Source organism: Pseudomonadaceae bacterium SI-3, assembly GCA_004010935.1.
Classification (GTDB): Bacteria; Pseudomonadota; Gammaproteobacteria; order Pseudomonadales; family Pseudomonadaceae; genus Stutzerimonas.
On the sequence record CP026511.1, the window covers coordinates 3,083,124 to 3,105,449 of the forward strand.

The following is a 22,326-nucleotide window of genomic DNA, read 5'->3' on the forward strand; positions in this document are numbered from 1 at the left end:
GATGGAAATACCCGCCCTGGATGACGCCAGTCTTTCGGCTATCTGGCTGACGCTCAAACTCGCCAGCATCACCACCGTTCTGCTGTTACTACTCGGAACCCCCATCGCATGGTGGCTGGCGAGGACCCGCTCACGTCTGAAAGGCCCCATTGGCGCCGTTGTTGCGCTCCCCCTCGTACTTCCACCTAGTGTGCTCGGCTTCTATCTGCTGGTAGCGATGGGCCCCAATGGCCCCGTTGGGCAACTGACCCAAACGGTCGGTCTGGGCGTCCTGCCGTTCACCTTTGCCGGCCTGGTCGTGGGCTCGGTTTTCTACTCGATGCCCTTCGTGGTGCAACCGTTGCAGAACGCCTTCGAAGCGATTGGCGAACGTCCCTTAGAAGCCGCAGCAACCTTGCGTGCGGGCCCGCTGGACACCTTCTTCACCGTCGTATTTCCGCTGGCACGGCCAGGTTTCGTAACGGCCAGCATTCTCGGCTTCGCCCATACGGTGGGCGAGTTTGGTGTCGTACTGATGATCGGCGGGAACATCCCCGAGAAAACCCGCGTGTTGTCCGTACAGATCTACGATCACGTCGAAGCCCTGGAATACGCCCAGGCGCACTGGCTTGCCGGCGGGATGCTGCTGTTTTCCTTTCTGGTGCTACTCGTTCTCTATGCAAGCCCGCTGCGGCAGGGGTGGCGCGGATGAACAACAACCTGAGCGGGATACATGCACAGCTGCGTCTGGCTCATCCGGGCTTCGCTCTCGACGTGGACGTCAAACTACCGGGCCGTGGTGTGAGCGCCCTGTTCGGCCCCTCGGGCTCGGGCAAGACCAGTTGCTTGCGCTGCATCGCCGGGCTCGAGCGCAGCAGCACCGGAACACTGGTGGTCAATGGTGACTGCTGGCAAGACTCGAGCCGCCAGTGGTTCGTGCCACCGCATCAGCGCCCGATTGGTTATGTGTTTCAGGATGCCAATCTGTTCGCCCATCTGTCCGTCAAAGGCAATCTCGAATTCGGCATGAAGCGCGTCCCATCACAGGACCGGCGTGTCGTCTGGAATAAGGCTGTCGAACTGCTGGGCATCGAGCATCTTCTGGATCGCATACCAGAGCGACTTTCCGGTGGCGAGCGACAACGGGTCGGCATCGCACGCGCACTGCTGACCAGCCCCCGTCTGCTGCTGATGGACGAGCCTCTGGCTGCGCTCGACGTGAAGCGCAAACAGGAAATCCTGCCGTACCTCGAACGTTTGCACGACGAGCTGGAGATACCGCTGCTTTATGTCAGCCACGCACCAGACGAAGTGGCGCGACTGGCTGATCACCTGGTTCTGCTCGATGAGGGCCAGGTCGTTGCGCAGGGGCCGCTGCACGAAACCCTTGCACGCCTCGATCTACCGACTGCGTTCGGTGAGGATGCAGGCGTCGTCATCGAATCGGAAATTGCTGGGCACGATACCGATTACCACCTCACTCGCCTGACGTTTCAGGGCGGTGAGGTCCTGGTGGCGCAACGGAGCGAATCGGTCGGTCATCGGCTGCGCTTTCGCGTCCATGCGCGGGACGTCAGCTTGACGCTGGAACGTGCGGAAGGCACCAGCATCAGCAACCTGCTACCGGTGCGGGTTGCTGAAGTGGTCACCGCCGATACGCCAGCCCATGTTCTGGTTCGCCTGGACGCCCAAGGCACACCACTGCTGGCGCGCATTACGCGGCGTTCGGCCGATCAGCTCGGAGTTACCGAGGGCAAGGCGCTCTGGGCGCAGATCAAGACAGTCGCATTGCTGGGTTGAGGGCTCGCCCTAGCCCAGCACCGCCAAGCCGACCAGCACCGCACACTCCACCAACTCCAACAACGCACCGGCCGTGTCACCCGTGGTACCGCCCAACCGCTGAACCAGGGCGCGGCGCACCAGCACTCCCACACAAGCGGCAACGGCCAGCGCAACCCAACCACCAGCACCCATCAGGACGCCACCGAGCACGATCAGCCCCAACACCACCCGCGCTTCTGATCGCGGCATGTGCTCGGCCAGGGCTTGTCCCAAACCGCCGGGCCGCACGTAGGGCGTAGTCAGAAACAACCCCAACATCACGCTTCGCCCTACCAGCGGCACCGCCAAAAGCACCCATGGATTGCCTTGCGCAAGCAGGGTCCATAACGCGACGAACTTTAGCAGCAGGACTAACACCAGCACGGCGACCGCAACCGGGCCGCTGCAGGGGTCTTTCATGATCTCCAGGGTTCGCTCCCGGTCGCCGAAGCCGCCCAGCCAGGCATCCGCACTGTCGGCCAGGCCGTCGAGGTGCAGCGCACCGGTGAGCCAAACCCACGCGGCCAACAGCAAAGCGGCCTTCAAGGGTGGCGCCGCATTGCCGAGAGCCACGCCGAGCAAACAGAGCATGCTGCCGAGCAGCAACCCCACCAGCGGGTAATACAGCAGCGACCTGCCGATTTGCTGCGGCTCGGGCATGCCGCGCAGCCGTACCGGGAGGCAGGTGAGAAACTGCAGCGCGATCAGAAAGGGCTGCATCGTTCTTCCAGCCAGAGCGTGGCGTCGGCGAAACCGGTTCTCAGCCCGAACAACGCCCCATGACTGACCTCAACCTGCAGCAGACCTTCGCGCGGCAACCCACGCGCCTGCGCCAGCAGCAGCCGCATCACGCCCGCATGCGTGATCAGCAGTACGCGTTCGCCTGCACATCGATCGGTCAGCCGCTCGATTGCTGCAAGCACGCGCGCCTCGAAGTCAGCGACGGGCTCCGCGCCGGGAGGAGTGAAGCCGTACGGGTCGCTCCAGAAGCGGCCCAGGGCTTCGCTCTGATCCACCATCAGATCCGCAGCGGTGCGCCCTTCCCAATCGCCGAAGTCCAGTTCGCGAAGGTCGGGTTCAAGTTCGAACTCAAGTGACCGTTGCTCGGCGAGCTCAGCTGCGAAATCCGCGCAGCGGCGCAGGGGTGAACTGATGATGCGGTCCCAGGGCCCGGCGCCGACAACGGCTGCTCGCAACTGCCGCCAGCCTGTTGCGGTAAGGGCATCATCCAGCCGCCCGCGAAAACCGCCGCCGGCTTCAGTTTCACCGTGACGCAGCAACTCCAGCTGCACGCTCATGAGTGTTTCACCGCAACGGCGGCTTCTTCGAATGTGGCCATACCGTCGTGCAGCGCACAGGCCATCCGGAGCAGCGGAACCGCCAGCGCCGCGCCGCTGCCCTCGCCCAGACGCAGGCCAAGGTCGAGCAACGGCTGAGTATCCAATGCGCTGAGCACAGCGGCATGGCCCGGCTCAGCCGAGCGGTGGGCGAACAGCAGCCAGTCACGACAGGCTGGGTTCAGACGCACCGCACACAGCGCCGCCACACTGCAGATAAAGCCGTCGACCAGCACGACGATGCCTTGCTGTGCGCACGCTAAATAGGCGCCAGTGAGCGCAGCCAGTTCGAAACCACCGAGCCGCTGCATCCAGCCGAGGGTGTCGTGCGATCCCGCGTGCAGCGCCAGTGCCCGCGCGATGACTGCACGCTTATTCGCCACTCCAGCCAGGTCCAAGCCGGTGCCCGGCCCGGCCAATTCGTGCGGCGAGCAACCCAGCAAAGCGCAGGCCAGCGCGGCCGCAGTAGTGGTATTGCCGATGCCCATCTCGCCACCAATAAACAGCTCGCTCCGCTGCTGTTGCGCCCGCAGCACGCTGTCGCGCCCGGCCTGCATGGCGAGCTGGCAGGTCTCGGCACTCATCGCCGATTCCCTGGCGAAATTGCGGGTGCCCGGCCCCAGCGAAAGATGGCGCACCCGAGGCAACGACAACGGTGCCGCTGTCCCCAAATCAACCACTTCCAGGGTCGCCTCGAGCTGCTTCGCCAGCACACTGATCGCTGCTCCACCGTTGACGAAGTTGGCAAGCATCTGCCCAGTCACCGATTGCGGGAACGCCGAGACGCCTTCTTCGGCAACGCCATGATCACCCGCAAAAATGGCGATGAAAACGTGCTCCGCTGACGGACGAGCGCGACCCTGCAAAGCCGCCAACTGCGGCACTACCGCTTCGATACGTCCCAGCGAACCCGCCGGCTTGGTCAACTGGGCATCGCGCTGGCGTGCCGCCTGGCGGGCCGCTTCGTCCGGAACCCGGCAGGGTTCCAGCCACCATTGCTTGTTCAAAGCGCCGCTCCTTTCAGGGTCATTGGCAAACCCGCCACGGTGAACACCACGCGCTGACAACGCTCGGCGAGGGCCTGGTGCAACAGGCCCGCCTCATCGACATATCGGCGAGTCAACTCCCCCAGCGGCACCACGCCCAGCCCTGTTTCGTTACTGACCAATAGCACCCGCCCCGGTAGGTCAGCGAGGCACTCAAGCAAGGCCGCACGTTCTTCCGTCAGGCGAACCTGGTCGTCCAGCATCAGCAGATTGGTCAGCCAAAGCGTCAGGCAGTCCACCAGCAGGCAGCGGTCCGCACGGGTGTGTTCACGCAGGACAGACGCCAGCGTCAGCGGTTCTTCAATCAAGGCCCAGCTGGCGGGGCGCCGGGCACGGTGATGAGCGATGCGTTCGTTCATCTCGCCATCCAATGGCTGGCTCGTGGCGATATAGGTAACCGCCAGGCCACTTTCAACCGCAAGCCGCTCGGCCAAACGACTCTTGCCGGACCGCGCGCCGCCGAGGATAAGTTCGATCATGCATCCGTCTCCGTTGGTAGGCCGCAAAGCGTCAGCAGTCGCCCGACATCCAAGTGCTTCTCGACCAGGTCCGCCAGACGTTCGATGTCGCGTTCTCGCAATGCCTGGTAGTCGACCCGCTGCGGACTCTCCAGCCCCGCCCAGCGCAACAGCGCCTCGCAGGCAGCTGGTGACTCGAACAGGCCGTGGAGGTAGGTGCCGAGCACCTGACCGTCCTCGCTGATCGCACCATCCAGGCGGCCGTCGTCGAGTCGTACGGCGGCACGCTCCAGTGCCGGTCCGTCACTGATTCCTGCGTGAATCTCGTAGCCGCTGATCTCGACGTCATCGATCCCCAGTCGTCCATGCACGTTCCGCAGCTGCTTGTGGGCAGCCAGCGTTGTAGAGAACCGAAGCAATCCCAACCCGTCGCTCTGCCCTGCCGGCCCTTCCAGGCCAAGCGGATCAGCAATGCACTCGCCGAGCATTTGCAGCCCGCCGCAGATTCCGAGCAGCTTGCCGCCGTAACGCAGATGCCGCTGTATCGCCGATTCCCAACCTTGCTCGCGCAGCCAGGCGAGGTCAGCGCGCACGCTTTTCGAGCCCGGCAGGATAATCAGATCGGCAGGCGGCACTGCTTGTCCGGGCCCAACAAAGCAGAGATCAACCTGAGGATGCAAACGCAGCGGATCGAAGTCGGTGTGATTGCTGATACGCGGCAGGACCGGCACCACGACCTTCAAGGTCTGCTCGTTCTTCGCGGACTGACGCACGTCAACGGCGTCCTCTGCTTCGAGGTGGAAATCCATAAGGTACGGCAGCACCCCGAGAACGGGCTTGCCTGTACGCTGTTCGAGCCAGTCGAGGCCAGGCTGCAGTAGCGCAATATCGCCGCGAAAACGGTTGATCACGAAGCCTTTGACCCGCGCCTGCTCACTGGGGCTGAGCAATTCCAGCGTGCCGACCAGGTGCGCGAACACGCCGCCCTTGTCGATATCGGCGATCAGGATCACCGGGCAGTCGACTGCTTCGGCGAAGCCCATGTTGGCGATATCGTGGGCGCGCAGATTGATCTCGGCCGGCGAACCCGCGCCTTCGACCATTACCACCTGATAGGCATCGCGCAGGCGCCGGTGCGAAGCCAGCACCGCCTCCATCGCCACGCGCTTATAGTCGTGGTAGGCCACGGCATCCATGTTGCTGACGGCGCGACCGTGGATGATCACCTGCGCACCGACATCGCTGTTGGGCTTGAGCAGGATGGGATTCATGTCGGTATGCGGCGGCAATCCTGCGGCCTGGGCCTGCACCGCTTGTGCGCGGCCGATCTCGCCGCCGTCAGCGGTTACCGCACTGTTCAGTGCCATGTTCTGCGGCTTGAACGGCACGACGGCGACACCTTGGCGCTTGAGCCAGCGACACAGCGCGGTCACCAAGGTGCTCTTGCCGGCATCGGAGGTTGTGCCCTGAACCATCAAGGTGCTCATGCGTTCAACGCCTGGTAACTGCTCAGCGCCCGCGTCAGCCTCGCCCATCCCGCTTCGTCCGCCGGCAGCCCGAAGCGCACACTCGGCGGATACAGAAAGCGGCGCACCAGAATGCCCTGGCAGGCTAGAAACTCACGGAGCATCGTCGCCTCCTCCGTCACAACCCAATGGAAAAGCCCGCAGCCGCCGGCAGGTGGCAACCCGTGCTCTGAGAGCAGCTGCGCCAGACGCGCGCTGTCGCCGAGCAAGCGCTCGCGTTGACGACGCTGCCCGTCGCGATCGGCAAGCAATACGGTGCCAATGAAGCGTGACGGGCCGGCAATCGGCCATGGCCCGAGTGCATCACTCAGCACAGACAGCAGACTCTGTTCCGCCAGCACGAACCCAAGCCGCGCACCGGCCATACCAAAAAACTTGCCGAACGAGCGCAGCACAATCAGCCCCGGCAAATGGCTATGGGGCGCCAGGCTGTGAGACGGGGTCGGATCCATGAACGCTTCGTCAACGATCAACCAACCGCCACGCTCGGCGAGACGGCCGTGCCAGGCGAGCAGTTGCTCCGGCGGTAAAAGGCGGCCGGTGGGGTTGTTGGGATTGACCACGACCAGCACGTCAAGCCCGTCGAGGGCCCGCGGCACACTGCCCTCGCTGAATTCGCTGAGACGATGCCCTTCGCGGCGCCAGGCTTCGGCATGTTCCGCATAACAGGGCGAGACGATTCCGACCTGCAATGGCCTGCGCAAGCGCGGCAACATCTGGATCGCAGCCTGAGAGCCAGCCACTGGCAACAGCGAGGCGGCACCAAAATAGCCCTGCGCAGCTGTCTCCAGTTCGTCTTCGGTTTCCGGCAGGCGTAGCCAGGCTTCGGTGGGAATGGCTGGCAGATCGAAACCGTATGGCGCAATGCCTGTAGATAGATCCAGCCAGTCCTGCAGCGGTATATCAAAATGCTCGGCCGCCCTACGCAGTTTCCCGCCGTGCTCAAGCATGCAGCCAGCCTCCAAGCAGCAATGCCAGCAACCAAAGACCGACGCCGGCCCAGACCATGTCCAGTGCGCGCTCGATGTCTCGAGCCTGAGGCGCTTCGCCTTCTCCGAGCATGGGTCTGTGATGCACCTCGCCGTGGTAGACGGCTGGACCGCCCAACGCCACGCCTAACGCACCGGCGCCAGCAGCCATTACGGGGCCGGCGTTGGGGCTGTCCCACAGCGGTGCCTGAGAACGCCAGCAACGCCAGGCACGGCGCGTATGGCCCAACAGCGCATATGTGAGGGCAACCAGCCTGGCCGGAATGAAATTCAACACATCATCGATACGCGCCGCGGCCCAGCCGAATCGCTCGAAGCGCTCGTTGCGGTAGCCCCACATAGCATCGAGCGTATTGCTCAGCCGGTACAGCACCACACCGGGTGCGCCTGCCAGCACGAACCAGAACAGCGCGGCAAATACCGCATCGCTACCATTCTCCAATGCCGACTCGGTCGCGGCTCGGGCGACGCCCTGCTCGTCGAGTTCGCGTGTATCGCGGCTGACAATGAAACCGACGCGCTGGCGCGCTTCAGCCAAATCACCCTGACGCAGCGCCCGGGCTACCGGCAGCAGATGGTCGCCAAGGCTGCGCAGTCCCAACGCCATGTAGAGCAAGCAGATCTCAACCAGCCAGCCAACAGTCGGCAACGAACCGAGCAGCCACGCCACTGCCGTCAGCGGCAGCACGGCGAGACACCAGGCGGTAACGCCATGGCTGCGCCAGCCACGACCGCCGGGCCCGTTGAAGTGATGCTCGAGCCAATCAGCCAGCTTGCCGAACGCAACCAGGGGATGACCGCGACGGGGTTCGCCGAGCAGTACGTCGAGTGCAACACCGCCCAAGCAGCTCAGGGCAACGCTCACGACTGCTGGCCCCAAAAGTTGTCGAACAGCAACTCACAGAGCGGTCGCGGCTTGGTCCAGCCTTCGAGCGCGAGCATTGGCGCGGGATAAAACTCAGCCACCGGACCCAAGCAGATCACCGCAACGGGTTTAGCCCCAGCGGGCATCTGCAGCAGATCAGCCAGTGCCTGCGGATCGAACAGCGATACCCAACCCATGCCCAGGCCCTCGGCCCGCGCAGCGAGCCAGAGATTCTGGATCGCGCAGGCGGCCGAAGCGACGTCCATTTCCGGCAGCGTGCGACGACCAAACACGTGTGTTTCGCGGCCATCCATCAGCGCGACGACCAGTAGTTCGGCGCAATCGTGAATGCCCTCGACTTTGAGCTTCATGAATGCCTCGCCCTGCTCGCCCAGCGCAGCGGCAGTGAGCAAACGCTCCTCCTCGACTAGCCTGGCAATGGCGCTGCGCAATTCGGGACGGCTGATGCGAAGAAACCGCCAGGGCTGCATCAAGCCCACGCTGGGCGCCTGATGCGCGGCCTCGAGCAGGCGGGCCAGCAACTCGGGGGCAACCTCGCCTCCGCTGAAATGCCGCATATCGCGACGCTCGCCAATCGCCCGGTAAACCCCAGCGCGCTGCTCCGCGGTAAAGGCAAACTCGCTCATGGACTAAGCATCGCCGCAGCCGCGAACGGATCGGACGGCATGTAGAAATGGATGTAGGAAGCCGTCAGCCGGTCCTGCCGGTAAACCGCCTCGGCCGTGCGCTTGTAATTCGGACATTCACCTCGCGCCAGCGGCTGCATCGGCGACTCAAGGGAGGAATGGTGAAAGGTGTGGCCGCGCAGGCGCCCTTCCGGCAGCTGCACTTCCTGCAGCGCCATCGCGGTATAACGCTTCTGCATCGTCGCTTCGCCGGGCATCAGGCCAAGCATGCTCTCACGCACCCCATCCTGGCCGGTCAGGCCGTCGAGCAGATAGAGCATGCCCCCGCACTCGGCAAGGGTCGGTTTGCCCGCCTCGTGATGGGCGCGTATCGCCTCAGCCATCGTGCGGTTACGGCTCAATGCCCGCATATGCAGCTCCGGGTAGCCGCCCGGAAGATACAGACTGTCGACTGCGGGCAGGCGGGCGAATCGCAGTGGCGAGAAGAACAACAGTTCTGCACCGAGCGCTTGCAGCAGGTCGAGGTTAGCCTGATAGACGAAGGAGAAGGCAGCGTCACGTGCCACACCGATACGCACACCGCTCAACAGTTTCGGCAACGTCTCGGGTGCCGGTGGCGGAAAGCTGATCGCCGTCGGCATTCTGCAATCCGCGCTCGCCGCCAGAGCGTCGGCAGCCGCGTCGAGCCGGGCGTCCAGATCTGCCAGTTCCTGCGCCTGTACAAGACCCAGGTGGCGGCTGGGCAGGCCTACCGAATCGCCGCGTGGCAGGGCTCCGAACCAACCAATCTGCTTTGGCAAACAGTCGCGCAGGATCTCGCCATGGCGGCTGCTGCCGACCCGATTGGCCAACACACCGGCAAACGGAAGATCCGGCTGATAGCTGGCCAAACCGTGAGCCAGCGCGCCGAAGGTTTGCGCCATGGACGATCCATCGACCACCGCCAATACCGGCACGCCAAACTGCCGCGCCAGATCGGCAGCCGACGGCGTGCCGTCAAACAGTCCCATCACGCCTTCGATGAGGATCAGGTCGGCATCACGCGCCGCTTCCCATAGCAGGCGGCGGCTTTCAGCTTCCCCCACCATCCACAGATCGAGTTGATAGACCGGGTGACCACTGGCACGGGCCAGCACCATGGGATCGAGGAAGTCCGGGCCGCACTTGAAGACACGCACGCGTTTGCCTTGGCGCGTATGCAAGCGAGCCAGGCCAGCGGTCACGGTCGTTTTACCCTGGCCGGAAGCTGGCGCGGCAATGAGCAGCGCCGGGCAATCATGTGGCGTATTCATTGCCCTCCCCAGCGCTCAGCAATTGCGTATGCCTTGATTGCAAACATCAGAACTCGATTCCCTTCTGCGCCTTCACGCCGGCTTTGAAGGCATGTTTGATCAGGCTCATTTCAGTCACGGTGTCGGCTGCCTCGATCAAACCCGGCGGCGCGCCGCGGCCGGTGACCACCACATGCTGCAATAGCGGTCGCGACTCGATGTCAGCGAGGATCGGGTCGAGCTCCAGATAGCCGTACTTAAGGGCAATGTTCAGCTCATCCAGCACGACAAGACCAACGTCCGGATCAGCCAGTAGCTGTGCGGCGACGTTCCACGCCTCCTTTGCCTTGGCGATGTCACGCTGGCGGTCCTGGGTTTCCCAGGTGAAGCCTTCCCCCATCACGTGGTAGCGGACCTCATCAGGAAATCGACGAAAAAAGCTTTCTTCGCCAGTACTGGCCGCGCCCTTGATGAACTGAACCACGCCCACCTTGATGCCATGGCCGAGTGCGCGGGCGACCATGCCGAACGCCGAGCTGCTCTTGCCTTTGCCGTTACCGGTGTGCACCAGCAGCAGGCCGTACTCGTCCTGCGCTTCGGCGATCTTCTCGTCGATGACTGCCTTCTTGCGTTGCATCCGTGCCTTATGGCGATCATCGCGTGCGCTGGACTCACTCATGCGCGAGCGCCTTCACGCTGTGCGCTCCAAGCACGCAGGCCGACGAACATGACCGCTGCGGTTCCCACATACAGCGCCAAATTACCCAGGTAGCGCGGGTAGTAGACGCCAATGCGCTCGGCCAGCTGCGCCAGACTCGGGTCTGGATAGCGGCCGGAGAAAAACAGGAAACCGCCGCCCGAAAACAAGTAGCAGACGAAGGCGCTGAGCACCACGACGCCCGCCAGCAATGCCAGGCTACTCAGGTGGTCACGGTGCAACCGCGCATACATCCGTCCGCCGAACCACAGCGAGCCGTAGGCAGGCACCAGCATCCAGTACGCCGGTGACATGCAGTAGCTGCTCACGCCCTGCCATTCGATGGCGGCGAAATCCAGCAGCGACGCCTCGACGAACAAAGCCGGAAACACCCAGCGCGGCGCCAACAGCACGCCCGCGAGGAAGAACACCGCCCAAGAGGCGCTTGGCAGGTTGACCGAAGCGAAGTGCTGGCCGCGCGTCATTGCCATCAGCGCGACCAGCGCAATTCCGACAGCCAGTTGGGCTCTAGGGGACAGTTTGATCATCGGTGTTCTCCTTGGGGCGAAGCGCCGAAGCGCGATTAAAGTGCCTGGTAGCGAACCGTGAAATGGATCGCGCGGCCGGGCTGTTCGTAGGTTTGGGCGGTTTCGTAATCGCGGTCGAACAGGTTGCTCAGTTTTGCCTGCAGTCGCCAGGCATCATCGAGACGGTATTCGCCACGCAGATCGACCAGGGCATAGCCGGGCAAGCGCTCGGCGTCGGTGTTGCTGGATTTGTCGAAACGCTCGCTTGCGGCGTACAGCGTCGTGCCGACGGCAAAGCGCCCAATGGCACGGTCCAGGTCGACATTCAACGTCCGTTTGGCGCGACGCGGCAGCAGATGCCCGTGATTGGCCTTGCTGCGATCCTGCGGGTCGAGGAAGGTCACCGAGGTCACGACATCCCAGCCCAGCAGCTCGGTACCGACAACGCCTTCGATCCCGCGAATGCGCGCCACGTCGACGTTCTGGGGCTGCATGGGACTACTTCCCGTCCAGACAATCAGATCCTCAATCTGGTTTTCGAACGCGTTGAGGCTCCACTCGCCCCATTGCTGTTCACCCTTCAGACCCAGCTCATAGCTTTGCGACTCTTCCGGCAGCAGATCAGGATTGCCCGCCGTGAAGCCGGTGTCCGGTGCGTAGAGATCATTGAAAGTGGGCGCTTTGAAAGCCGTGCCGTAGGACGCGCTCAGCATCAGGTTGTCGCGCAGGTCATAGCTCCAGCCGAGATTGCCGGTGTCATGGTTCCCGAACTGCTCGTTGTCATCGCGACGCAGGCCAGCCAACAAGCCGTGGCGGCCAAAACGGCCCTGGTACTGCAGGTAGGCGCCCTTGTTATCGCGGGCGTCCACTGCATAGTCGTCCGTGACGTCGATGCGGTCTTGCTGGTAATCAAAACCCAGAGTGAGCAACTGGTCGTCGGCCACGCTGAAGTCGTTCTGCCAATTGAAAGAATCACGCTTGGTGTCAAAGCGAGAATAGAAACGACCGTCGCGGAAGTTGTCTGTGTTGTCTTCGCTGTGACCGGCCTGCAGGGTCACCAACCACGGCTCGAGCGGCTTGAATCGTGCCCGGCCACCGATGACTTGCTGGCTTCCGTCGCTATAGGCGAAGCGACCTGTCGCACCTGAGGTAGACCGAGAGTCGTAGTCACTGTGGGTGTCGACATGCAGCCAACTGCCGTCCAGCTCCAATCCATTGTCGAAGCGATATCCACCTCGCAAGGCTCCGGACAGCTCGCGATAACCGTCCGCATCGGGTTCGTAGGAGCGTGGTGCTGACGGCCGATAGGCCCTCGAATTGATACCGTCGGTTGACGCGCTCGCCACGCCGAGATTGAACCATCCGGCACCCTGGCTACCGGATATGCCCGCGGCGCCGTCGAAGCTGGAGCGGCTGCCCGCGCCAGCGGAAAAATAGGGTTTGAACCCTTCGCCCTCTCCACGCCGCGTGAAGATCTGCATGACGCCGCCTACCGCTTCCGAACCGTACAGACTGGAACGAGGGCCGCGGACCAGTTCAATGCGCTTGATTTGCTCGACCGGAATGTTCTCCAGCGATGCACCACCTGATGTGGCCGAGCCGATTTTCACCCCATCGACCAAAACCAGCAGATGCTGGCTGCTGGTGCCACGTACATAGACGGCTGAAGTCTTGCCACGGCCGCCGTTGGAGGCCACATTGACGCCCGCGAGGCCGCGCAGCAGCTCGGAAACGCTCTGCGCCTGGCTGCGTACGATCTGTTCGCGAGTAATGACGCTGGTGGAAGCAATACGGCTGAGCGCCTGCTCGGTGCGCGTGGCTGTAACCACCTGGTCGTTGAGGTTCAGCGGTTGGACCGGCTGAGCATGGGAAAGCGAAACATAGCCAAGCAGCAGGCACGCCGCTGAGGTATTGAGGGTCTTGCAGATCAAGTTCAGGTCTCCGTCGTGCCCGCCGCACGACATCAGTCGATAAGGGCAGACGGAGAATGCGAAAGGAGCGCAGGTGCAAGCAGCCGCACCCCGATCAGCGCCCGCCGCACTGCCGTGGAATGCGACAGGCCGGTCTCCGGGCTTGCGAGCGGATGCCTTGCATCCCGGAACCGCGGCCTTCCCATGCCTGTGGCACAGTGGCTGTGAGCGGTGTCCTGTCTCGCCTACCGTTGCGGGGGCAGCGCCGGAATCTTCATCGAATGAACCGGCTTCCCTGTTTCACCCACTGGCTTTTAGCCAGGGGGCACCTGAAGCAGCGCGGAGGTTAGTCCAAGGCCCTGCACAGCGCAACCGAAAGCGATCAGGGCCAACGCCGCAACAGGTTTCGATACCGCTGCCTGCGATTTACCGGAACGCCGGGCGCCGAATGGCTTCGAATGCAACAATGCCCCCCCGTCACGCACACCAGACGAGAAGACGCCCACCCATGACCAGCATCGTGCAGATTTCCGACACCCACTTCGGCACCGAACAGGCCGCCGTCGTGCAAGCCATGGAAGACCACGTGCGCGAGCATGGCGCAGATCTGCTGATCTTTTCCGGCGACATCACGCAGCGCGCCAAGGCCGAACAGTTCGCCGACGCCCAGGCCTTCGTCAAGCGCCTGCATGGTCACGGCATCCCAGAAGCGCTGGTGATTCCGGGTAACCATGACATCCCGCTGTACAACGTCTTTGCTCGCTTCCTCATGCCCTACCGCAACTATCGCCGCCACTTCGGTGAGGATCTGGAGCCAAGCTTCGAGAACGACGAGATGTTGGTGATCGGTCTCAATACCACCCACCCACGGCGGCACAAGGATGGACTGGTGACGGACGAGCAAGTGCAGGCCGTCACGCGGCGGCTCAAGCAGAGCGATCCGAACAAGGTGCGTATTGTCGTGGCGCACCAGCCTTTCGGCGCGATGGTGCTGAGCGATCTGAGCAATCTGCAGCACAACGCCGATGCTGCGCTGCACCGCTGGGCCGATGAAGGATTGGACCTGGTTATGGGCGGGCACATCCACCTGCCCTATGTATTGCCGTTGTCCAAGCAGTACACCGCGCTGTCACGGGAGATCTGGATGGTTCAGGCCGGAACCACCCTGTCATCACGAGTCCGTGGGACATCGCCGAACTCGTTCAATCGTATGAAGCTGCACCCTGGCGTCGACAAGAAGGTCTGCGTCGAACGCTGGGACCTGCTCGATGATCAATTCGTGCTCGGCTCGCACTTCAACCTGCACTGGTAAGCGCGGCAGCTCATCCAACGGCTATGAGCGGCCGCGCCCAAGCGCGACTCAGCCCAGCGAGCCCGCCACCACCAGGCCGGTCAGATAGACGCCGGCGAAGCCAAGATTGAATGCGATAAACAGGTACAGGCTGTACTTGAGATAGCTACCGAAGGTGAGCCCCGGCACCTTGCTCATGGCCACAATGCCCGCCGCGGACCCGATGACCAGCAGCGAACCGCCCACGCCGACTGCATAGGTCAGCACCATCCACTCAGCAATCCCCATCTCGAGCCCGGACTTCAGCAGTGCAGCAGTCAGGGGTACGTTGTCGATCGCTGCGGACAAGATGCCCATCAGGTAGTTGGCCACCACTGCAGGCACCTGATCGTAGATTTGCACCAACCCATCGAGCACATGGATTTCCTTAAGCATGCCGACCAAGAGCAGAATGCCGAGGAAGAACAGCAGGGTCTCGAATTCGACTTGGCGCACATATTCCAAAATCGGATCGGTTTCAATGTCATCGCTGAAGAAGCGCGCCACCAGAAACATAATCGACAAGCCGGTCAGGAAGGTCAGCACGGGCGGTATCTGGAAGAAGAAGTTACCAGCGATGGTGCACAGAATGGTGCCAAGGAAGATCAGCGCGATGGCAATATCGACCCGGCGGACATCGGTGCGATGGCTTTCCACCACCACCTGACCGTTCATGCCCAGCGAGAGCATCGCCGCCAGCAGCATGACCGCCAGGAACGCGGGAAGTGCCAACAGCAGCAATTGCAGAATCTGTACTTTCCCGGCAAGGAAGATCATCAAGGTGGTTACGTCACCAGTGATCAGCGCCACGCCACCCGAGTTCACCGCAAACACCACCAGCGCCGCATATTTGATCGTCTTTTCGGCGCTGAGCTTGAGCGACATGATCAGCGTGATCGATACCAGCGTGGCGGTAATGTTGTCCGCCAACGAGGAAAACACGAAGCAGAACGTCGCGGTCAGGAACAGCAACTGCCGTTCGCTGATTTGTTTGGGCAGGACCAGATAGATCAGGTTTTCAATCAACCCTTTCTTGTTCAGATAGGCGACGAAGGTCATCGCGGCGACGAGGAATATCCACAGCCCGGCGATTTCGGCAATGTTCTCGTTGAGACTTTCCAGAACCAGATCGCGCTCGGCGCCTTCTGGGGAAAAAATGAACAGCAACATCCAAGCAAAGGTGCCAAAAAACAGCGTGACCTTGGCTTTGTTGATGTGGGTGATTTCTTCAAGAACGACACCGAGCAGAGCGGCAACGGCAAGGCCGATCAGCACGTACTGAAGTATTTCAGGCATGGGGCACCTAGGGCATAAGGGGGACGGTCTGTGCGCAGGATGCGCACCCGAGAAGTTGGGGCGCCGATCATAGCCAAAGTGCGACAACTCGACACCTGGCAAATGTCAAACAGGAGAATATTTCGAATTATTCCGACGCGCTGACCCAGACGCTGTCGAAACTAATGGCGCGGCACGAACCCGGCCGGCTTGGTCGACAGCCAGTCCACAAAAGTGCGCAGACCTGGATCGGCTAATAATGCGTCGCGGCTGTTATAGCGGAGCGCCAGCTCCTTCTCGCTGAACAGGCGATGAATCTGGTTATGACAGGGCCGGCAGACCCACAGTGTTGCGGTGATTCGTTCTTCGCGCCCGAAGCGTTTGCGTACGTAGCTTTTGCCATGCAACGCCCTGGGAATCAGGTGATGGCGGGTCAAAGGCGTCTGACGTAGGCACAGCTCGCACGCTTCAGGTGGGTCAGGCAAACGCAGGAGAGGCGTCATCTAACGATTCCACAGTCGCAGCCCCAAACAGAAAAGTGACCGCGCCTGTCATGTTCGGCTCCAGCCAGCGTTACGGATTTTGCGCGAGACGCTCACTGTCGAGTACACGCTTGGCGCTGAGGTAGTTCTTCTGCCAGTAACTGTTGGAAAGACTGTCCAGACGTACCGTTCCGCCGGTTGAGGGCGCATGGACGAAACGCCCTTCTCCGACATAGATTGCCGCGTGGCTGACACGACGCCCGCCGCTGGTGGCAAAGAACAGCAGATCACCCGCTTTCAAGTCATTACGCCTGATAGTGGCGCCCCGCATGGCGTTCATCTCGCGAGTCGTACGTGGCAAAGCGACACCGGCCGCGCCTCGGTAGACATAGTTGATCAGACCGCTGCAATCGAAGCCGCCATCCGGTGTGTTGCCGCCGTAGCGATACGGCGTACCGACCAGACCCAAAGCGGAGAACAGAACCTCCTCAGCTGTGCCGGGAAACTGTTGGGGTGGTGGTGAAGGCGCGACGACTATGGGCTCGACCGGCGCTTGGCTGGAACAAGCAGCAAGCAGCATCGCGGCCAGCAGAACAGCTGTAGAACGAGCCAGAGAAGGCATGGCAGAGCAGTCCAGGCAAATGAGCCATCACTCTGCCGGCATGCGGAAGTGGATGCAAGCCTGATGCGGGCCTATCTCAACACTCAGTGATGAGTGGGAATGGTGCTTGAATTATGGGCCAGCGCCAGGACACGCTTGGCTTGCATGAAGCTGGAGCGCCAGTACTTGTCATCAAGGCTATCGACGCGAACGCCGCCGCTGCGACTACTGGACGAGTGAATGAACCGGTCACCGCCAATGTAGATGCCGGCATGGCTGACCTGGCCGCGCCCGCGGTTATTGAAGAAGACCACATCGCCCGGCTCCAGCTCGCTGCGTTTGATCTTCGGCGCGTCCAGATTGATCATTTCGCGGGTCGAGCGTGGCAGCTCGATGCCAGCCTCCTTGCGAAACAGGAAGCTGACGAAGCCACTGCAATCAAAACCAGTTTTCCTGGAGCTACCACCGTAGCGGTACGGTGTGCCCACCAGCGTGAAACCGCGCTCAAGCAGGCTGTCGGCCAGAGCCGGCAACTCGTAGCTCTCGTCATCGGCGAACTCAGAAAGTTGCTGCTCGGTGGGTTCGGCTGTTACCGCTTCAGGGTCGGCATCCGCCTCCGACGTTTCAATCAGGAAATCGAATTGAAAGCGCTGCGTCAGCAGCGGACTTTCGGTTTGCTCCGGCTGCATGGCACAAGCCGTCAACAACGTGATCAGAGCAAAGGGCAACAGGGGTGCGAGGCGTTGGCGCATAGCACTGACAGGCCGGGAAGTCGAAAGTGGCGAAACTATGCCTGCCATCGTTCCGATGAGCAAATTCTATTGCGGAAAATGTGACCGACTAGCTGCGGCAAAACGTCTACGCGGCCTGCACTTCAACTCACAGTTGATCATCCGTCGCGGCGATTTTCTCGGCCCAAACCGAAGATCGTCCCTAACAGGTTATCGCCTCTGAGTTGGTGGACCACAGCGAACGTTACGTGGCCATACCAGTAGTACCAGAGCAGCTGGCCGAAGAATTTATGCTGCAAGGTGTAGCGGGTGAACGCCAAACCGTCGGCTGGTGGGCCGACGTGCCCGGGCGGGATCATCGCGAACAGAACCATACCGGTAGCTGCACAGCCGCTGAGTGCCAGCAGGCCCAGCCCATGCACGAAGCTGGAAAGTCCACGACGCGGGCCGCTTGGCGGCAACTTGCCGTGCACCAGGTCAAAACCCTCACGCAACACCATACGGCGCCCGTCGCGCCCCCACGGAAACAAGCGCTGCAGATCGTACACGGCATAGCTGTAAAGCCAGAACAGCAGCACGATCAGTGCCGCCAGCATGCCGACCAACCGATGCCAGGGAAACAGGTATTGGCTACCAGGATCGGACATCCACAAGCTGCTGAACTGCTGGAACATCGCGGTCACGGCGACGGCCCAGTGCAACAGGCGCAACTTGATATCCCAACGTTCAGCCATGATCGTCCCGCTGTTCAACGCCCACAGCGCTCGCCCCCAGGCGTCGAGGCCGAGCAACCGAAGCCGCCACCATCGCAAGTACGTGGCGCATCATTGCGCAGCATCTCGGCCATTTGCATGATCGCCTGCTCAAGGCGATCCCTCAGGGTGGTGTCCATGGTGATCTCTGCCAATGCTTGGCGCATGCACAGCATCCACTGGTCGCGCTCGGCCTCACCTATCTGGAAAAAGCGATGTCGCATTCGCAGCCGCGGATGGCCGTGCTTTTCAATGAAGCGGGAAGGGCCGCCCAGCCATCCGGAGAGAAAGTCGAAGAGCCGCTCGCGGATCTGAGTGGTATCCGCGCAGTGCATGTCGCGCACTGTCTCGACGCTGGGCTCGCTGAGCATGACGTCATAGAAGCGGTCGACCAGCTGGCGTAGCGGTGTATCGCCGCCCAGTTGCTGGTAAGGAGTGGGTTCAACGGTTGCGTTCACGTATTGCTCCTCTGAATAAGCCGAAACGGTTGCAAAGAACTGTGCCGCCGCGGCAGATCGGCCAGCCGCGCTACTGCTGCGCCCGCCACAGGATCAGGTAGCCAAGCCCCATCAGCAGCCAGGCGGCGGCTGGATGGAACAGCAGGCGCCATAGCCAATGCTGCGGCACGAAGCCGACGCCATGAATGAAGCCCGCCGATATGCCCCACATCACCAGCATCAGCCGCGAATGGTCATATCCACCTGCTCCGTCGAGCATCGCCGCAGGGTGAATCAACAACAGCAGGGCCAGCGGCGTGGCCAGCAGCAGCGAGAGCACGCAGCCGGGCCTGCTGTAGACGACGCTATTGGCCGAGCCGATCACTGCTCAGCTCCGCATCGAGGTCTTGGGTCGCTTCGAACCAGAGCGCGCTGATGATGCCGAAACTGCAAGCCAGCAGTACGCCGAGAATCCAGGTGAAGTACCACATGATGATTTCTCCGTTGGGACGTCAGAGCCAGGCGCGCTGGCGCCAAGCCAGGGGTTCAGTACAAACCGTGCGGATTGGCTTCGATGGTCTTATCGTTGAGCCGGCCCCACATGCGGATATAGCTCCACAGCGTGTAGCAGAGAATCAGCGGCACGAAGATGCAGACCACGACGAACATGATGCCCAGCGTCTTGTAGCTCGATACGGCGTCCCACAGGGTGAGGCTGGAGGCCGGATCGAGGCTTGACGGAAAGACGAAGGGAAACAGGGCGAAGCCCGCGGTGCAGATGCTGCCGACAATCATCAGACTGGTACCGAGGAAGCTCACCCCGCCGCTGTTGCGACGAACGCCCAGCAGCGCTATCAGCGCGCCAATGATTCCGGCGATCGGTGCGATCTGGGTGCTGGGGTAACGGCTGTAGTTGCCCAGCCAACCCGCGTTGTTCTGCATCACCTGCTTGTCCAGCAGGGGATTGAGCGCCGCCCCCGGATCCGTGACCGATAACTGGTTAAAGCCTTGAATGCCGAACGCCAGCCACAGGCCCGCCCCGAGGAAGCCAATCAGAAATACCAGCGCACACAAGCGGGTAGCCAGACGCGAGCGCTCGCCCAGTGCACCTTCAGTGCGCATCATCAGCCAGGCACCGCCATGGGCGCAGAGCATGCTCAGGCTGACGATGCCGCAAAGCAGCGCGAAGGGATTGAGCAATTCGAAGAACGAGCCGTGATAACTGGACCGCATCAGCTCGTCGAGCTGGAACGGCAGGCCGAGAAACAGGTTGCCGAAGGCCACACCGAACACCAGCGCTGGCACCGCGCCTCCGACGAACAGGGCCCAGTCCCAGGCGCTGCGCCAGCGCGGGTCTTCCACCTTGCTACGGTAGTCGAAGCCCACCGGCCGGCAGAACAGTGCGAAGAGCACCAGCAGCATTGCCCAGTAAAGCCCGGAAAACGCCACTGCATAGACCATCGGCCAGGCTGCAAACAGCGCACCGCCAGCGGTGATGAACCACACCTGGTTGCCATCCCAGTGCGGCGCAATGGTATTGATCGCCACGCGACGCTCGTTATCGGTCTTACCGACGAAAGGCATCAACGCCATGGCGCCCATGTCGAAGCCGTCGGTAAGGGCAAAGCCGATCAGCAGCACGCCGATCAATACCCACCAGATGAGCTTGAGAACTTCGTAGTCGAACATCTTGTTTACCTCACACAGCGGTCGGTTCGGTGGGCGCGTCTTTTGCGGCTTTCGGCACGGCAACGGCGTCGCGCAGCTTGCGCATGTGGTTGGCGGCGGCTGCTTCGAGTTCGAAGTGATAGCGGCCGGTGTGCAGGCTGCTTGGCCCGAGGCGGGCGAAACGGATCATGAGGAACATTTCCACCACCAGCAGCAGCGTGTAGAAAGCCACCAGCGCCACCAGCGAACCCCAGATATCCCCCGCCGCCAACGTCGAGGCGGACAGATGCGTCGGCAGCAATTCGGCGATCGACCAGGGCTGACGGCCATGCTCGGCGACGTACCAGCCGGTTTGCGCTGCGATCCATGGCAGCGGCAGGCTGAACAACGCGAACTTGAGCAACCAGGGTTTGTTCTCGGCATTGCGCTTGATCGAAGCCCAGCTGGCCAGACCAAATAGCAGCAACATGAGGAAGCCCGCCAGAACCATTGCGCGGAAGGTCCAGAACAGGCTGAACACATCGGGGATGGTATCCAGTGAGGCCAGGCGGATCTGCTCATCACTTGCGTCAACCACCTTGTCGGTATAGCGCTTGAGCAGCAGGCCGTAACCCAGGTCCTGCTTGACCTCGTTGAACGCGGCGATGGCCTGCGGTGACTTGTCCCCGCTACGGAGTGTTTGCAATCGCTGATAGGCCAGCATGCCGTTACGAATGCGCAACTCATGCTCGGCGACTAGCTGCTTGATGCCCTTGACCTCCTCGTCCAGCGAACGCGTCGCGATCAGCCCCAGCGCATAGGGAATCTTCACCGCGTAATCGGTTCGCTGTTCCTGCTGATTGGGCAACCCGAACAGGGTGAAGCCGGCCGGCGCCGGGTGGGTTTCCCACTCGGCCTCGATGGCCGCCAGCTTGACCTTCTGCACGTCGCCAATCTCATAGCCGGACTCGTCGCCGAGGATGATCACGGAGAGGGTCGAAGCCAGGCCGAACACCGCAGCGATGGCGAAGGAGCGACGAGCGAAGCCCAGGTCACGCTTCTTCAACATATAGAAGGACGAAATCGCCAACACGAAGACCGCCCCGGTGACGTAACCGGCCGACACCGTGTGCACGAATTTGACTTGTGCCACCGGGTTGAACAGCAGCGCGCCGAAATCCACCAGCTCCATGCGCATGGTTTCGAAGTTGAATTCCGAGCCAACCGGATTTTGCATCCAGCCGTTGGCGATCAGGATCCACAATGCCGACAGGTTCGACCCTAGCGCCACCAACCAGGTGACCGCCAGATGCTGCACCCGGCTCAGTCGATCCCAGCCGAAGAAGAACAAGCCGATAAAGGTCGACTCGAGGAAGAACGCCATCAGGCCTTCGATCGCCAGCGGGGCACCAAAGATGTCGCCCACGTAGTGGCTGTAGTAGGCCCAGTTGGTGCCGAACTGGAACTCCATGGTCAGTCCGGTGGTGACGCCGAGGGCGAAATTGATACCGAACAGCTTGCCCCAGAACTGGGTCATGTCCTTGTAGACCTGCTTGCCGGTCATGACGTAGACCGACTCCATGATGGCCAGCAGGAAGGCCAGCCCCAAGGTCAGCGGCACGAAAAGAAAGTGATACATCGCCGTCATGGCGAACTGCAGGCGTGACAGATCGACAACGCTTTCCGAGATCATCTCGGTCCTCCCTCAGGGATAGAATCCCGTGAATAAAGCAAATACTCGGCAACCCGCGCCGAGCCGTTTTCCGGAGTGCTGGGCGCATCGAACCAGATCGTTTTTATGGTTATGAGGATCGCGAGCTTGACCAGCAGAACCAGCGCGATGTCCCGTCTGAGCGATGACCTAAACATGCCTAGCTCCTTGCATTTCAGTGTCGAACCCTGTGCGAGCGCATCGAACTCCGACCGCATGAGGCGATTGAAGCCCCCTTTGGGGAGGGGGCCGAAGCCCGGTTGTCGCGGCCCGGGCCCAATCGCTTT

General features: G+C 61.9%; 26 protein-coding genes and 1 riboswitch. Of the genes, 3 read left to right on the forward strand and 23 right to left on the reverse strand.

Annotation, left to right across the window (positions count from 1 at the left end):
- Position 1: 1 nt before the first annotated feature.
- Complete coding sequence (gene modB / locus C1896_14380) at positions 2-691, forward strand: molybdate ABC transporter permease subunit (protein ID AZZ45979.1); 690 nt, start codon at positions 2-4, stop codon at positions 689-691.
- Entirely contained in the window at positions 688-1,779 is a 1,092-nt protein-coding gene (modC, locus tag C1896_14385) for a molybdenum ABC transporter ATP-binding protein (protein ID AZZ45980.1), read from the forward strand. Before modB ends, modC begins: the two co-directional genes overlap by 4 nt.
- A gap of 9 nt (positions 1,780-1,788) precedes the next feature.
- On the opposite strand, the gene C1896_14390 is transcribed toward modC, so the two are convergent.
- The 12 genes from C1896_14390 to btuB are packed head-to-tail and all read right to left on the reverse strand — an operon-like array spanning position 1,789 to position 13,094.
- Positions 1,789-2,520: an adenosylcobinamide-GDP ribazoletransferase gene (locus C1896_14390; protein AZZ45981.1), complete on the reverse strand. Its 732-nt coding sequence runs from the start codon at positions 2,518-2,520 to the stop codon at positions 1,789-1,791.
- Entirely contained in the window at positions 2,505-3,098 is a 594-nt protein-coding gene (locus C1896_14395; GenBank protein ID AZZ45982.1) for a histidine phosphatase family protein, read from the reverse strand. The genes C1896_14390 and C1896_14395 overlap by 16 nt, the downstream gene beginning before the upstream one ends.
- On the reverse strand, positions 3,095-4,144 hold the full coding sequence (cobT, locus tag C1896_14400) for a nicotinate-nucleotide--dimethylbenzimidazole phosphoribosyltransferase (GenBank protein ID AZZ45983.1): 1,050 nt from the start codon (positions 4,142-4,144) through the stop codon (positions 3,095-3,097). The genes C1896_14395 and cobT overlap by 4 nt, the downstream gene beginning before the upstream one ends.
- Positions 4,141-4,662, reverse strand: a complete 522-nt coding sequence (locus C1896_14405; GenBank protein ID AZZ45984.1) for a bifunctional adenosylcobinamide kinase/adenosylcobinamide-phosphate guanylyltransferase — start codon at positions 4,660-4,662, stop codon at positions 4,141-4,143. The genes cobT and C1896_14405 overlap by 4 nt, the downstream gene beginning before the upstream one ends.
- Positions 4,659-6,128, reverse strand: a complete 1,470-nt coding sequence (locus C1896_14410) for a cobyric acid synthase CobQ (GenBank protein AZZ45985.1) — start codon at positions 6,126-6,128, stop codon at positions 4,659-4,661. The genes C1896_14405 and C1896_14410 overlap by 4 nt, the downstream gene beginning before the upstream one ends.
- Positions 6,125-7,117 (reverse strand): threonine-phosphate decarboxylase, encoded by a 993-nt coding sequence (locus tag C1896_14415; protein AZZ45986.1) that lies wholly within the window; start codon positions 7,115-7,117, stop codon positions 6,125-6,127. The genes C1896_14410 and C1896_14415 overlap by 4 nt, the downstream gene beginning before the upstream one ends.
- Positions 7,110-8,021 carry a cobalamin biosynthesis protein gene (locus C1896_14420; protein AZZ45987.1) on the reverse strand — a complete coding sequence of 304 codons (912 nt, stop codon included), beginning with the start codon at positions 8,019-8,021 and terminating at the stop codon, positions 7,110-7,112. The genes C1896_14415 and C1896_14420 overlap by 8 nt, the downstream gene beginning before the upstream one ends.
- Positions 8,018-8,668: a 5,6-dimethylbenzimidazole synthase gene (gene bluB / locus C1896_14425; GenBank protein AZZ45988.1), complete on the reverse strand. Its 651-nt coding sequence runs from the start codon at positions 8,666-8,668 to the stop codon at positions 8,018-8,020. Before bluB ends, C1896_14420 begins: the two co-directional genes overlap by 4 nt.
- Positions 8,665-9,960 (reverse strand): cobyrinate a,c-diamide synthase, encoded by a 1,296-nt coding sequence (locus C1896_14430; protein ID AZZ45989.1) that lies wholly within the window; start codon positions 9,958-9,960, stop codon positions 8,665-8,667. The genes bluB and C1896_14430 overlap by 4 nt, the downstream gene beginning before the upstream one ends.
- A 46-nt stretch (positions 9,961-10,006) precedes the next feature.
- Positions 10,007-10,618, reverse strand: coding sequence for a cob(I)yrinic acid a,c-diamide adenosyltransferase (cobO, locus tag C1896_14435; GenBank protein AZZ45990.1), 612 nt, complete (start codon positions 10,616-10,618; stop codon positions 10,007-10,009).
- Positions 10,615-11,184, reverse strand: a complete 570-nt coding sequence (locus C1896_14440; protein ID AZZ45991.1) for a hypothetical protein — start codon at positions 11,182-11,184, stop codon at positions 10,615-10,617. Before C1896_14440 ends, cobO begins: the two co-directional genes overlap by 4 nt.
- A 35-nt stretch (positions 11,185-11,219) precedes the next feature.
- Positions 11,220-13,094: a TonB-dependent vitamin B12 receptor gene (gene btuB, locus C1896_14445; GenBank protein AZZ45992.1), complete on the reverse strand. Its 1,875-nt coding sequence runs from the start codon at positions 13,092-13,094 to the stop codon at positions 11,220-11,222.
- Positions 13,095-13,203: 109 nt separating this feature from the next.
- Positions 13,204-13,421, reverse strand: a riboswitch (cobalamin riboswitch).
- Between the two features lie 160 nt (positions 13,422-13,581).
- Here btuB and C1896_14450 point away from each other — a divergent pair.
- On the forward strand, positions 13,582-14,385 hold the full coding sequence (locus C1896_14450) for a DNA repair exonuclease (GenBank protein AZZ45993.1): 804 nt from the start codon (positions 13,582-13,584) through the stop codon (positions 14,383-14,385).
- A gap of 48 nt (positions 14,386-14,433) precedes the next feature.
- On the opposite strand, the gene C1896_14455 is transcribed toward C1896_14450, so the two are convergent.
- The 11 genes from C1896_14455 to C1896_14505 form a co-directional block, all read right to left on the reverse strand.
- A complete protein-coding gene (locus C1896_14455; protein AZZ45994.1) occupies positions 14,434-15,699 on the reverse strand; it encodes a sodium:proton antiporter in 1,266 nt (421 codons plus the stop codon).
- A 161-nt stretch (positions 15,700-15,860) separates the two neighbouring features.
- The gene (locus tag C1896_14460; GenBank protein AZZ45995.1) at positions 15,861-16,181 is read right to left on the reverse strand and encodes a hypothetical protein; all 321 of its coding nucleotides are present in this window, start codon (positions 16,179-16,181) and stop codon (positions 15,861-15,863) included.
- Positions 16,182-16,251: 70 nt separating this feature from the next.
- On the reverse strand, positions 16,252-16,782 hold the full coding sequence (locus C1896_14465) for a hydrolase Nlp/P60 (protein ID AZZ45996.1): 531 nt from the start codon (positions 16,780-16,782) through the stop codon (positions 16,252-16,254).
- Positions 16,783-16,865: 83 nt separating this feature from the next.
- Positions 16,866-17,513: a peptidase P60 gene (locus tag C1896_14470; GenBank protein AZZ45997.1), complete on the reverse strand. Its 648-nt coding sequence runs from the start codon at positions 17,511-17,513 to the stop codon at positions 16,866-16,868.
- A 137-nt stretch (positions 17,514-17,650) separates the two neighbouring features.
- On the reverse strand, positions 17,651-18,226 hold the full coding sequence (locus tag C1896_14475) for a hypothetical protein (GenBank protein ID AZZ45998.1): 576 nt from the start codon (positions 18,224-18,226) through the stop codon (positions 17,651-17,653).
- 14 nt (positions 18,227-18,240) lie between these two features.
- Positions 18,241-18,702 carry a hemoglobin-like protein gene (locus C1896_14480; GenBank protein ID AZZ45999.1) on the reverse strand — a complete coding sequence of 154 codons (462 nt, stop codon included), beginning with the start codon at positions 18,700-18,702 and terminating at the stop codon, positions 18,241-18,243.
- Positions 18,703-18,772: 70 nt separating this feature from the next.
- On the reverse strand, positions 18,773-19,066 hold the full coding sequence (locus C1896_14485) for a Cyd operon protein YbgE (protein AZZ46000.1): 294 nt from the start codon (positions 19,064-19,066) through the stop codon (positions 18,773-18,775).
- The gene (locus C1896_14490) at positions 19,047-19,172 is read right to left on the reverse strand and encodes a cytochrome bd-I oxidase subunit CydX (GenBank protein AZZ46001.1); all 126 of its coding nucleotides are present in this window, start codon (positions 19,170-19,172) and stop codon (positions 19,047-19,049) included. Before C1896_14490 ends, C1896_14485 begins: the two co-directional genes overlap by 20 nt.
- Before the next feature lie 55 nt (positions 19,173-19,227).
- A complete protein-coding gene (gene cydB, locus C1896_14495) occupies positions 19,228-20,370 on the reverse strand; it encodes a cytochrome d ubiquinol oxidase subunit II (GenBank protein AZZ46002.1) in 1,143 nt (380 codons plus the stop codon).
- Positions 20,371-20,380: 10 nt separating this feature from the next.
- Positions 20,381-22,021, reverse strand: a complete 1,641-nt coding sequence (locus C1896_14500; protein ID AZZ46003.1) for a cytochrome d terminal oxidase subunit 1 — start codon at positions 22,019-22,021, stop codon at positions 20,381-20,383.
- Complete coding sequence (locus tag C1896_14505) at positions 22,018-22,197, reverse strand: hypothetical protein (protein ID AZZ46004.1); 180 nt, start codon at positions 22,195-22,197, stop codon at positions 22,018-22,020. The genes C1896_14500 and C1896_14505 overlap by 4 nt, the downstream gene beginning before the upstream one ends.
- Between the last annotated feature and the right edge of the window lie 129 nt (positions 22,198-22,326).